A 12,733-nucleotide genomic window follows, 5' to 3' on the forward strand; every position below is an offset into this window, starting at 1 on the left:
TGGTATGCCCGGAGCACGTTCTATTTGGCAAGGGTTAGAGGTGCTATGCGCATTGCTTGCTTATCGAAGTTATCTTATATAAATGTGGGTCAAGTTAAGATGTGGGAGAAAGGGGGAATCAACTATGTCTTGCACAGAAGCATACAAGGAACACATCCTGTATACATTCAACGGCTTTTGCAAAACCGTTATACGCTTTGCAGCTATCAACACATGGCGTGACAGGGATAAGCGGAGGCAAAGGGAAATATTTTTGAATACTCACAAACGGGAATCTTGCAGCCGCTTTGTCCTCTCTGCCGGAGAAAAAGAGGGAAATCATCTACCCAATGTCATGATGCTGGGGTCAAAAGCCCCCGAAATAGAAGTAAGCGATTCAAAACCTACCGTAGTGCATAATCTCTCTTTCCCTGCTATACTGCTTCTAAAAGAGCAGAAGGAGGAATCAGTTAGTGAATGTACATTACAGCCATGAGGAATGGAGGATGATCTTTAGCCAGCGGCTCCAAAGTGGTCTCTCTGTTCGTAAACGGCACAGCCCGGATTTGAAATTAAGGATGGTGTGTTGGAAAAGTACAGCGGCATGGATGCAGAAGCAATAATACCAACTGGTGTAACAAGTATCGGAGAGTACGCATTTGGAAGGTATAGAGGACTGACAGGCGTCACGATACCAGCTGGCGTGACAAGCATCGGAAACAGGGCATTTAGCGGCTGTTATGAGCTGCAAAACGTTAATATATCATCTGGCGTGACAAGCATCGGAGCAAATGCATTTTCTAATTGCCGCAGCTTAACAGAACTTACAATACCGGATGGAATGACGAGCATCGGAGAATACGCATTTTCTAAATGTCGTAGCTTAACGAAAATTATACTCCCGGAAAGTGTAACAAACATAGGGGATAATGCATTTGATTCAAGAAATGAAAATCTGACAATCTTTGGAAAATCAGGTTCCATTGCAGAGACCTATGCAAAAGAAAATAACATTAATTTTTCTTCCACAGGAATCGTATCACCGAAAACACTTTCTGATAAGGATGTAACTTTAAGCCAAACGTCCTACACTTATGACGGAACAGCCAAGACGCCTGATGTCACAGTAAAATATGAAAACACTCCCCTGACAAAAGATGCAGATTATACCGTCAAGTATCAGGATAACGTCAATGCAGGAACGGCAAAAGTCATTGTTACAGGAACAGGGAATTATACAGGAACAGTAACAAAAACCTTCACCATTACAGAAGCGGACAAACCGGAACCCATCGTAAAAGAATTGTCCAAATGCACAATTACCATAAGCAAAACTGCCTACACTTATGACGGAACAGCCAAGGAACCGGCGGTCACCGTGAAAGACGGAGCCACTGTTTTAAAAGCAGGGACAGATTACACAGTCGCTTATCAGGATAACAAGAATGCAGGGACAGCAAAAGCAGTCCTCACAGGAAAAGGAAATTATAAAGGAACCGTAACGAAAACGTTCACAATCACAGTAAAGAAAAACACATCTCATAAAGCTGGGGCATACCAATACAAAGTTACCGGGGCATCCACAGTGTCAGTGACAGGATTGACGGACAAGAAAGCTACAAAAGTGAAAGTTCCAAAAACAGTGAAAATAGGGGGAAAGAGCTTCAAGGTAACTGCCATTGGCAACAATGCTTTTAAGAAGAATAAAAAGATAACAAGCGTTGAGATTGGAAATAATGTAAAGACAATTGGAACATCTGCTTTTGAAGGATGCACAAAGCTTAACAAGGCATCGATTGGGACAGGCGTTACACAGATTGGAAGCAGCGCTTTTAAAAACTGTAAAAAACTGGGAACCATAACCGTTAAATCCACAAAACTGAATAAAGTCGGGAAAAACGCTTTGCGGGGAATCAAATCCACAGCGAAGGTAAAAGTCCCGGCAAAGAAATTATCTTCCTATAAAAAACTGTTCAAAAATAAAGGACAGGGGAAAAATGTGAAGATTGTAAAATAACAAAATAACGTTCCCATAGCATCATAAAAACGCTTATACATAAAAAGTGAAAATTAGAAGGGACTGTCGGAAAATAAAATTTATACACAATATATAGTTGTAAGTTCTCAGAAGTCGCAGCTATATATTGTGAAAAATTGCTGTTTTCCGACAGCCCTTTTTATATGAAAGGAAGCAATTTATCGGTCTCAATAAAATAAATTGCGAGGTAGAACTATGAAAAGTAAACATTACCAGGATACTGCTTATTTGGATATATTACGTTGGATATCTATTAGCGCTGTTGTAATGCTGCATGTTGTTTCCGGGGTTGTGGATATCATACCGGAGCAAATGACGGCAGAACAGCAGAATATCTATGAGATGATAAAAAATATGATGACAGTCGGCGTTCCTGTATTTCTAATGATTTCTGGTTCTTTATTACTGAATCCGGAAAAAGAGATAGGAATAGAAAAAATTCTAAAGAGATATGTTTCAAGAATTCTTCTGGCGTTATTTTTGTTTGGTGTTCCATATGCAGCCATGGAGTTAATTGCGCAGGAAGGCAGTTTTTCATGGATGATGGTGATACGGGGTTTTTTCTTGACACTTTCAGGAAATACATGGGCAAGCATGTGGTATCTGTATGAGCTTGTGGGGATTTATCTGCTTACACCTTTTATAAAGCTCGCCGTGAATTATGCGGGAAAAGAGCGTTTTGTGGAATATGGTTTGATTCTGGGTTTCCTTTTCAGTATTCTGTTCCCATTTATAGAGCAGGCGTTTGGTATACATATAGGCATTGTTTATCAGCTGTCAGGCGTTTATTTGTTTTATTATGTGTTAGGGCATTATTTGCATCAGCATGGTACATTTAACTGGAGATGGTGCGCCGGCCTGCTTGCAGTTCTGGAATGCATGATAATTTTGAACCGAATAATGGGACTGGGTATGGAAGTCCAATACAATTCACCGATTACTGCGGCTGTTTCAGTATCCTTATTCTTAACATTCAGGAATTTGGAAAAAGGAAACTCCGGCCTTTCGGCAAAAAGAAATGTATGTTTTGGAATTTATCTTGTACATACATTCTTTCTAAATGTTTTCTATAAATTATTCCATATTACACCGCTGAAAGTTGGATATAGCGGGATTATTTTATTTTGGATACTTGTATTCGGACTTTCTTTTGCAGCATCGGAGATTATGCAAAAGATTCCGGTACTGAGAAAATATGTTGTATAGCAGGCATGACCATTGGTTAATTGGAACAAAACCACCCTTACTCGCCAGAGTATCAGGGTGGTTTTGCTATGAAAGCCCCTGCCTTCCATAGCATGGATGGCCATGCGGCCCGCTAGACGGCACGCTGAGCATGATGGAGGTTTGTTGTGAAAGCCCCTGCCTTCCATAGTATGGATGGCCATGCGGCCCGCCGAACGGCACGCTGAGCATGATGGAGGTTTGCTGTGAAAGCCCCTGCCTTCCATAGCATGGATGGCCATGCGGCCCGCCGAACGGCACGCTGAGCATGATGGGGGTACTATGTAAAATTATTAAAATTCCAGAGGAATCCTCTCGGGCCTGATACGAAGATAAGCGCATACCCGCAGCAAATCGTCAGAATCCAGGGGGTTCTCTGTCTCGGCAGAAAGCTCCTCCGGGGAAATTTCCAAAACTTCTGTAACAATTCCTTCCAGAATATTGTGTTCTTTCATCCAGTTTGATAACCATTTCTTCGCGCAGTTCCCCATATTTACCTCCCGTTCCTCTCATTTATGAAGTGTGTGTTCTATTATATTCTCTTTTTCAGAGAATATCAAGTTTTATTTTTGCTGATTTCCGAGAATTAATGCCAATTTATTGACGCTTATTTTTGGGTAGTCTATGATTAGGAAAGAGGTGAAAGCATGAAAAATCCAAATATTGCCAAAGTTTTAAAGGCATACCGAAAATTAAACCATTTTTCCATAAATGATCTTGTAATGAAATTAGAGGATTACAAACTGCCTGTCGCCCCTAAAACGATTTACGGTTGGGAAAGCGGCCAGACACAGCCGGACGCAGACACTTTGCTGGTTCTTTGCAAAATATATAATATCGAAAATATTCTGGGCACTTTTGGTTACAGCGATTCCTGGGACGACTTTTTTCTCACCGAGGAAGAGCGTTCACTGGTGCTGCATTATCGGAAAACGCCGGACATGAAGCCTGCCGTCAGAAAACTTTTAGATATGGAATAACATACGTTTCTTCTGAAGCTTTACAAAACCACAACCGTTCGTCAGAAAACTTTTAGACATGGAATAACATATGTTTCTTCTAAAGCTTCACAGCATCGCAGCATTTTCCCTATACCCAAAGGGGCTGCCGGGACTTATTCACCGGCAGCCGCTTTTTGTCTTATAAATATTCCTTTTTCATACAGGTTACAAACATCAGCAAACGCCCTGGGCTATCATAGCCTCTGCCACTTTTTCAAATCCGGCAATATTAGCTCCTGCCACATAATCGCCTTCTTTTCCGTAACGTTTTGCAGCGTCGTCCAGATTGTGGAAAATATTTACCATAATTCCCTGAAGTTTGCTGTCCACCTCTTCAAAGGTCCAGCTGAGACGCTCGGAGTTCTGGCTCATTTCCAGTGCGGAGGTTGCTACGCCGCCTGCGTTTGCAGCTTTTCCGGGAGCAAACAGCACTTTATTCTGCTGCAGATACTCGGTTGCCTCCAAAGTAGTGGGCATGTTTGCGCCTTCTGCAACTGCAATGCATCCGTTTGCAACTAATGCTTTCGCATCCTCTAACAGCAGTTCATTCTGAGTTGCGCAGGGAAGGGCTACATCGCATTTCACCGTCCATACTCCGCGGCCTTCATGATATTCTGCACTGGGCCTTGCCGCTGCATATTCTGTCAGGCGGGCGCGTTTTACTTCTTTCACTTCTTTCAGCAATGCTACGTCAATTCCTTCCGGATCGTATACCCAGCCGGTGGAATCGCTGACGGTCACTACTTTTGCTCCCAGCTGATGCGCTTTCTGAGTTGCATAGATTGCCACGTTGCCGGAGCCGGATACGCAGACAGTCTTTCCTTTCAGATCATGACCGTTGCATTTGAGCATTTCTTCGGTCAGGTACAAAAGGCCGTATCCGGTAGCTTCTGTACGGGCCAGAGAACCGCCGTAGGAAAGGCCCTTTCCGGTTAATACCCCTTCGTAAGTACCGCGGATTTTCTTAAACTGCCCGAACATATAGCCAATTTCTCTGGCGCCTGTTCCGATATCTCCTGCCGGCACGTCTGTGTCTGCTCCGATATACTTGCAAAGCTCTGTCATAAAGCTCTGGCAGAATGCCATTACTTCACGGTCGGATTTTCCCTTGGGATCGAAATCAGAACCGCCTTTTCCGCCGCCGATGGGCAGGCCGGTCAGGGAATTCTTGAAAATCTGCTCAAATCCCAGGAATTTGATGATTCCCAGGTTTACAGAAGGATGCAGCCGCAGGCCTCCCTTGTAAGGCCCAATGCTGTTGTTAAACTGTACCCGGTATCCTGTATTTACCTGCACCTGTCCCTGATCATCCACCCATGGCACACGGAACTTGAACTGCCTGTCCGGCTCTGTTAAACGCTCCAGAAGCGCTTCTCTCCGATATAATTCCTCATTTGCTTCAATTACCGGCCGCAAAGAATTCAAAACCTCTTTTGCTGCCTGATGAAATTCTGGCTCTGCCGGGTTCTTTGCAATTACGCGTTCTAATACTTCATCTACATAGCTCATATTTTTTCTCCTTATCTGTGATCTGTTTTTGCACCCATAAGTCTGATGATTTGCCGGCAGGCTCCCGCTGTTCAAGAAGAACCGCTCGTTATCCGGCAAACAAACAGACTCAAGGGTAAGTCATCAATGTATATTTTAGTATGATTTTTTCAATTTTGCAATCTTTTTCTTTATCTCTTTACCATTTTATTGTACAAAAGGAATCTTCCGCCTCTGTATGACAAAAAATGTTTCACTTTTCACCGCTTTCATATGCCAAAATTTTCTCATATTCCTGTGCGGTTAAACCGCAGGCCGCAGCGACCTTCCCATCTATGGCATTGTAATATTCCATCCATTTTGCCGGATCTTCTTCCAACGCAATCTGGTCGGCAAGCAGAATCACCTGCTTCTGCTCCTCCTCAGGCAATACAGGAATGGGAAGCTGCTCCAGAGAGCTTCGCAGCACCTTCAGGGAATGAAATTTCCGCCGGTAGATAAACTGAGAAATCCTGGAGTTTAACACAGCCATAATATATTTTATCTGCAGCCGGCTCATCCGGGGAATCAGAATATTGCAGCTGTTCAGAGACAGTCTCTGCTGATTGTCATAGGCGAACACAAGCTGATTTCCCACAAAACGGTAAAACAATTTCTCCGGCGCACGGTAAATTTCTGTTTTGGCGCACTGTTGGAACTTCTCAGGCTCATAGGTCAGCCAGGCATTTCCCGGCCCGATTTTATATTTGAAAATATCCGCCCCCTTTAAGACCAGTTCCCCCTGTTCTCCTTTTTGTTTCTGCACCAGTTCCCGGTTGTTGCCGGTGACAATTCCCAGGGCAAATTCCGCCTGATTTTTCAGAAAAGCCATGTTCTTTTGGCTTATCAGTTTTTCCACCAGTTCATATTCCTCATCGGTCATGGAAAAATTAAAATTTTCCGCCTCCACCTTCCGGCTGACCTGGATTTCGAACTGCCTGTTTCGGTCAGACACTTTCATTCCGCAGGTATCAAGGGGGCTTTCGGTCTTTCTGATTTTCAAAATGATGGAGGGACACTGCACTCCGCCGAATACCTCTCCCAGATAATCCAGTTCTTCTATCTGAACCCGCTCCATCAGAAACTTTCTGATTTCCAGATGGGACTTTACATGAAGCACTGCCTCCGGAAGCACAAATGCCACTGCGCCGCCCACTGGAATTCTGTTTACCGCCTCTTCTAAAAACAGCTCATAGGATTCCATATGCTTTCCCTTTGCAGTGCAGAACTTCTGTTTCAGCAGCTTCCCTGCCTTCTGTTCAAACTGAAATCCCCAGGGAGGATTGCCCAGGATTAAATCGTATGCATTCCTGTCCTCTTCCAGCAAAAAATCTCCGCGCCTGATCTGGGTCCGCAGAAGAGAAACCGGCGCGTCTTTGAATTTCAGAGCCAGATTGATCCGGGCAAGCAGTATGCTGAGCGCATCAATATCCCTTCCTGCTATCTGTTCCAGAGAAATATGCTCCGGAAGCTGCAGCAGAAAGTTCCCGGTGCCGCAGCAGGGGTCCAGAATTGTCAGATTTCCCCCGTTTCTTTCCTGCAAGTCCGCCGTCATTTTTCTCACAATATGAGCCGGCGTGTAGTAGGAGCCGGCCGCCTTGCGTTCCCGCAAATTTTTCAGGGAAATGTACAATAGCCCCAGAATATCCGCATTGGGCTCTAACACATAAGCAGTTTGAAACAGTGTTTCCTGTTCTGCTGTCAAAAGAGCCGCATAAACTTCTTTTCCCTCCGGAAAAAGCTCCTGCACCAATTCCCCATACTGTCCCAGGGCAATTTCTCCTTCCAGATAGTGAGACAGAAAATATTTTTCAAAAGAAACTTTGATTCCGTAAGCCTGGCACAAAAGCTGAAGGGCGCACTCCGCCAAAACTGCCCGCAGCAGCAGCTCCGTCTGGGAAATTTCTGCCAGAACTGCCGCCGTCCGGGAAATTTTTTTCAGGTTGGGGGAGTCTTTTGGAATATAATTTCTGTCAATGGCATTTCCGGTGAGATGCTTTTTATTTCTTCTGGCCTGCAAAAATCCTGCGTCCTTCTTCTGAAGTTTTTTCAGGATTTTTTCTGTATATGTCCGGGAAAAACGGGGCTTTCCCTGCACCTCTCGGTCAGGCCGGATTTTCCCAAGCCGAATCCAGTTTCTTCCGGTGGCCTCAGAAACAGACAGCTCCCTGCAAAATTCAGATAGTGAATAGTCTTTTTGAACCGGTGATTTCCCCATGGCTTCCTCCTGCTGAACTTCCCGATATTACAGCAAACAGTCTGCGTATAATATGCAGGCCTGCCGTTTCGTTTGTATCCAAACAGAAAACCTTCGCTATAATACTCATCAATTTGGGATATTATAAGATAGAATATCATACCTTTTATTAACCTGTCAAAACGGAGGCAATTATGGACAAAAAACTGCTGCTCTACCTGATCACAGGAGTAATTTTTACCTTCCTTGCAGGAACGCTCCTTCATTTCGCCTATGAATGGTCCGGAACTAATTTCTGGGTGGGATTGTTTGCGCCAGTCAGCGAATCTACCTGGGAGCATATGAAACTGCTGTTTTTCCCTATGCTGATTTACAGTATGGTTTCCTGTATTCTCTTCCGCCGGGCGCAGGGTTCTCCGAATGAATCCCCACTGGCATACTTGAAACACAATTATCCCTGTATCTGCCTGGGAAACGCTCTGGGAATCCTTCTTGGCACAAGTTCTATTCCGGTATTCTTTTATACTTATTCCGGCATCCTGGGCTCCCATTGCCTGTTTCTGGACATTGTTCTTTTTCTCTGCAGCGTAATTTTGGGTTTTATCTGCACTTACCGGACAGCCAGAACATGCAGCGCCAGAACATATGCCGGTCTGATCTATGCCGCCCTGGCGGTTTTTGCCCTTTGCTTTTTTGTTTTTACCGTATATCCTCCGGATTTGGGAATTTTTATATTTATGTCCTGATTTCTGCGAATTTGAGGATTTTTACATTTATGTCCTGATTTCTGCGAATTTGGGGATTTTTACATTTATGTCCTGATTTCTGCGAATTTAGGGATTTTTACATTTATGTCCCGGATTGTCTACCGCAATAATAAATTGCCGTACTTCTGAATATGGCAATACTTTAAAAAGAAAAGAGGAGCTGTCATGTGTACCAGTATCGCAATGAAAACAAATGATTTCTACTTTGGACGCACTATGGATCTGGAATACAGTTTTAACGAATGCGTGGTCTTTACCCCGCGGAACTACCCAGTCTCTTTCCGAAAAGCCGGCATGATGAAGCATCACTATGCGCTGCTTGGCATGGCTTCCATCGCCGAGGGTTTTCCGCTGTATGCCGAAGCGGTCAATGAAAAGGGCCTGTGTATCGCAGGATTGAATTTTCCGGATAATGCCTACTACCCGCCGAAAGAGAAAAAAGAATGCAGCAATATTTCTCCTTTTGAGCTGATTCTCTGGCTTCTGGGACAGTGCGCCACTGCAGATGAAGCGAAAAAACTTCTCTCCACCACTCACCTGGTTCATATTCCATTCAGCGAGGAGATTCCCCTGTCACCCCTCCACTGGCATATTGCGGATTCAGAGACCTCTCTTGTACTGGAAATGACCAGAAACGGCATGGAAATTTTTGACGATCCCATGCGGGTGCTGACCAATAACCCGGGATTTCCCTTTCAAATGACCAATGCCTGCCAGTACATGAATCTGACTTCCGGCACTCCCTCCAACTGTTTCTCCACAGACGTCAGTCTGAAGCCTTTCGGGCTGGGACTGGGAAGTTTTGGCCTCCCCGGGGATTTTTCTCCTTCCTCCCGGTTCGTGAAGGCTTCCTATCTCTGTCTGAATTCTGTCTGTGAAAACGATGAATCCAACAGTGTTGCACAGTTTTTTCATTTACTGGATTCCGTATCCATGGTTCGGGGAAGCGTATTGACAGAAGAAAACAAATACGATCTCACGCTGTACTCCTGCTGCATTAACGCGGATCGGGGAATCTACTATTATAAGACTTACTCCAACAACCAACTGACGGCTGTCAACCTGAATCATGAAAACCTGAACGGCTGTCATTTAAGGAGATTTCCTCTGAGAACCAGGCAGCAGATTGCCTGGATGAATTGAACATCATGCAGCAGAGCCCGGATGAATTGAGAACCAGACAGCAGATTGCCTGGATGAATTGAACATCATGCGCGGCCGTTTCGGCATACTGAAATGCAAATTGCCGTATCCCGGCCGCCCATTGTACCGTTTTGTTTTTTATTTATAATACCGTTCTTTATTCAGAACGCCTTCCTTGAAATTCACAATTACATTTGTAGCCGCATCCCCGATTACATTCAGCGTAATGACAGCCATGCCCGGCAGGTAGTTCATGGCCAGAACCAGGGAATAACCAATCATACAGAGCTCGGAGCTCATTCCCAGACCGGACATTACCACATAAACCATGGTGGTGCCTGCCACCGGAATGGCCGGGGTGCCTACCGCCGTACAGATGGACAAAAACGCGGCGGTTGCCAGTGTCGCAGGCGTCACTTCAATTCCGGCCGCCGTTGCAATAAAAGTAATGGCTATCATATGCATTGCCGTAGTTCCGTTCATATTGATAGTCATGCCGGTAGGCAATACAAAACTGCTGATCTCCTGGGAACACCCCAGTTCTTCCGTACAGGTTTTTGTATTCAGCGGCAGGGTTGCCGCAGAAGAGTTGGTCGCCGCCGCAAACAATCCGATTTTAAATGATTTTCTGATAAAAGGTACGGGATTCAGCCCGGTGGTCAAGAAAATACCCGCCGGATAAATCGTTGCCACCAGTACCAGGCTTACTACAATTGTCGTTATAATCCAGACCAGGGTAGGCCCGATATATTCCACCCCATAAACAGACAGCGTTCTGGTAATCATACAGAAAATAGCCCAAGGCGCAATTTTGTTAATCAGGAAATTTAGAAACATCTGCACCACATCATTCAGGTTCTCAATTACTTTTTTCAAAGGCTCTGCCTTCTCTCCCATGGCAGTCATGCAAAGCCCCAGCACAATTGCAACCACTACCACAGACAGAATTGTATGATTGGTGGAAAAGGCGGCAAAAATATTGGAGGGCACTGCGTTTACTACGGTTACCAGAGGATTGTAGCCCTCCATGGTCACTGCTTCCGTGGCCAGTTCCCCCGGCAGATTTACATCAAACCATCCCATGGATTTCACAAAATATGCCCCGGCTCCCGCCAATGCAGCCGCAACCACATAAAAACAGACGTAGGTAAGAAATGTCTTTCCGGCGATCCTGCCTAACTGCTCCGGATTGGCCAGGCTGCACAGGGCGCGAACCAGAGAAGTGATGACCAGAGGCACAATCGCCATCTGAAGTCCCCGCATAAAAAGCTGTCCAATCACATAAAAAAATCCTATTCCTTCCATTCCATGAGTTGCGGTAATATCCTGGAACAGCAAAGCGTCAATCACCTTCCAGACCCCGCTGCCGCCGTTCCCATTCAGAAACTCCCTTAAAAACAGACATGCGAACCCGACAATAAAACCCCCTGCCACCGCAATCAGCATTTTCTTTACAATTGAAGATTCTTTTTTCTTATTCTCCATTCTGTTATAACCTCCCATTTCAGATTATATGTTCTGATATCTTTGTTTCAAACAAAATTTTCTTTGTTTTGATTGTCTGGCAACGGAATAAAATTTCTGAAATAAAAATTTTTTTGTTTCAAATTTTGTCTATCTTTCCTCCAATCCATCCTGTATTTTTGCCATTTATTGGTTATTTAGCACTTCTTTGATTTCCCTCATTCTAACATTCCAGGATAAAAATGTCAATTATTTTTCTTTATTTCAAAGATTTTTGGTTGTTTTTACCAAAATTTTTCTTTTGTTTTATCTACTTTTTCTTTATTTTAAAGATTTTTATTGATATAATTTTTGAAACAAAAAAGACTGCCGCAAAAGCAATCTCAGGTACGATATATAAGATCAGCTAATTTGATCTATATATTGTATCATTGATTGCTTTGCGGCAGTCTCCTGCCTGCTTTAATAAATCAGCCGGATGCCGTTTTCTTCACAATATCTGAGCCAGGTATCCCCTGGTTTTCTGTCCGTAATAATATAGTTGACGCTTTTAAGGTCGGTCAGACACACAAAGGCCGTCTGGTCAAATTTGGAATGATCCACCAGAAGAGCCACTTCCTCAGCCTGGTCTAACATCATCTTTTTGATCTCGGCCTCGCTCTCGTTGGAGTCCAGTACGCCTTTTTCAATATTCACGCTTTTACAGCTGATCAGCGCCAGACGCACATTATATTTGGTGATATTCGTCTTTGCAAGCTGCCCCTGCAGCGACAGCGATTTCTTGTTAAATTCTCCGCCCGTCGAAATAATATGAAAAGATGACTGCTGAAATTCCCGGAACACCTCGGTAGAATTAGTCACAATCGTCACGTCCCGGTTATCTGGTATCAGCTTCAGCGCCTCAACGACAGTAGTGCTGGAGTCTGCGATAATGGTATTCTTCCCCTCCAGCAGCGCGGCGGCCTTACGGGCGATGTCCTGCTTCTCCTTCAGATGTTTTGTCAGCCTCTTATAAAAATGCACATTCTCCTTCTGAACATCCGCATTCCAAATCGCACCGCCATGAATCCTGGTCACGACGCCTTCCAGCTCCAGTTTATCCAGATCCCGCCGGATTGTCTCTTCCGTAACAGAGCATTGCAGACTCAGTTCCGCCACCGAAGCTTTCTTTACATTCTGGATATGCTGTCTGATTACCATCAGTCTTTCTTTACTCGACATGCTTTCTTCCCTTCCCTCATCCTCAGTACCAGAGATTTCTTCCTCTAATAATATACCAATCTCCTTGGTATTTGCAAGGGTTTTTTCCTTTGAAAGCATATTTGTCTCCTTTGAAACCCATACCTTTGCCCAAAATACACATTGAAATGCCTTTGGAACACACAGGTACGGG

10 protein-coding genes and 1 pseudogene are annotated in these 12,733 nt (G+C 44.4%); 6 read left to right on the top strand and 5 right to left on the bottom strand.

Annotated features, from left to right (window positions below):
- Positions 1 to 124: 124 nt before the first annotated feature.
- The 3 genes and pseudogenes from ACTO17_RS16485 to ACTO17_RS16495 all read left to right on the top strand — a co-directional run.
- Positions 125 to 326 (top strand): annotated as a pseudogene (locus ACTO17_RS16485) (sigma-70 family RNA polymerase sigma factor); the annotation flags it as partial.
- Between the two features lie 239 nt (positions 327 to 565).
- Entirely contained in the window at positions 566 to 1,996 is a 1,431-nt protein-coding gene (locus ACTO17_RS16490; RefSeq protein ID WP_482558688.1) for a leucine-rich repeat protein, read from the top strand.
- Positions 1,997 to 2,245: 249 nt separating this feature from the next.
- Positions 2,246 to 3,223: an acyltransferase gene (locus ACTO17_RS16495; protein ID WP_482558689.1), complete on the top strand. Its 978-nt coding sequence runs from the start codon at positions 2,246 to 2,248 to the stop codon at positions 3,221 to 3,223.
- Positions 3,224 to 3,534: 311 nt separating this feature from the next.
- On the opposite strand, the gene ACTO17_RS16500 is transcribed toward ACTO17_RS16495, so the two are convergent.
- A complete protein-coding gene (locus tag ACTO17_RS16500) occupies positions 3,535 to 3,732 on the bottom strand; it encodes a hypothetical protein (protein ID WP_482558690.1) in 198 nt (65 codons plus the stop codon).
- A 156-nt stretch (positions 3,733 to 3,888) separates the two neighbouring features.
- On the opposite strand from ACTO17_RS16500, the gene ACTO17_RS16505 reads away from it, so the two are divergent.
- The gene (locus ACTO17_RS16505; RefSeq protein ID WP_172538611.1) at positions 3,889 to 4,221 is read left to right on the top strand and encodes a helix-turn-helix domain-containing protein; all 333 of its coding nucleotides are present in this window, start codon (positions 3,889 to 3,891) and stop codon (positions 4,219 to 4,221) included.
- A 195-nt stretch (positions 4,222 to 4,416) separates the two neighbouring features.
- On the opposite strand, the gene gdhA is transcribed toward ACTO17_RS16505, so the two are convergent.
- Positions 4,417 to 5,751 (bottom strand): NADP-specific glutamate dehydrogenase, encoded by a 1,335-nt coding sequence (gene gdhA / locus ACTO17_RS16510; protein WP_172538610.1) that lies wholly within the window; start codon positions 5,749 to 5,751, stop codon positions 4,417 to 4,419.
- 232 nt (positions 5,752 to 5,983) lie between these two features.
- Positions 5,984 to 7,987 (bottom strand): TaqI-like C-terminal specificity domain-containing protein, encoded by a 2,004-nt coding sequence (locus ACTO17_RS16515; protein WP_482558691.1) that lies wholly within the window; start codon positions 7,985 to 7,987, stop codon positions 5,984 to 5,986.
- A gap of 173 nt (positions 7,988 to 8,160) precedes the next feature.
- On the opposite strand from ACTO17_RS16515, the gene ACTO17_RS16520 reads away from it, so the two are divergent.
- Positions 8,161 to 8,712 carry a DUF6512 family protein gene (locus ACTO17_RS16520; protein WP_482558692.1) on the top strand — a complete coding sequence of 184 codons (552 nt, stop codon included), beginning with the start codon at positions 8,161 to 8,163 and terminating at the stop codon, positions 8,710 to 8,712.
- 186 nt (positions 8,713 to 8,898) lie between these two features.
- Positions 8,899 to 9,876, top strand: coding sequence for a choloylglycine hydrolase (bsh, locus tag ACTO17_RS16525; protein WP_482558693.1), 978 nt, complete (start codon positions 8,899 to 8,901; stop codon positions 9,874 to 9,876).
- A gap of 138 nt (positions 9,877 to 10,014) precedes the next feature.
- On the opposite strand, the gene ACTO17_RS16530 is transcribed toward bsh, so the two are convergent.
- Both ACTO17_RS16530 and ACTO17_RS16535 read right to left on the bottom strand, forming a co-directional pair.
- Complete coding sequence (locus tag ACTO17_RS16530) at positions 10,015 to 11,361, bottom strand: dicarboxylate/amino acid:cation symporter (protein ID WP_482558694.1); 1,347 nt, start codon at positions 11,359 to 11,361, stop codon at positions 10,015 to 10,017.
- Positions 11,362 to 11,802: 441 nt separating this feature from the next.
- Entirely contained in the window at positions 11,803 to 12,660 is an 858-nt protein-coding gene (locus ACTO17_RS16535; RefSeq protein WP_482558695.1) for a DeoR/GlpR family DNA-binding transcription regulator, read from the bottom strand.
- Positions 12,661 to 12,733 lie beyond the last annotated feature (73 nt).

The sequence above is a fragment of the Petralouisia sp. genome (assembly GCF_056822245.1).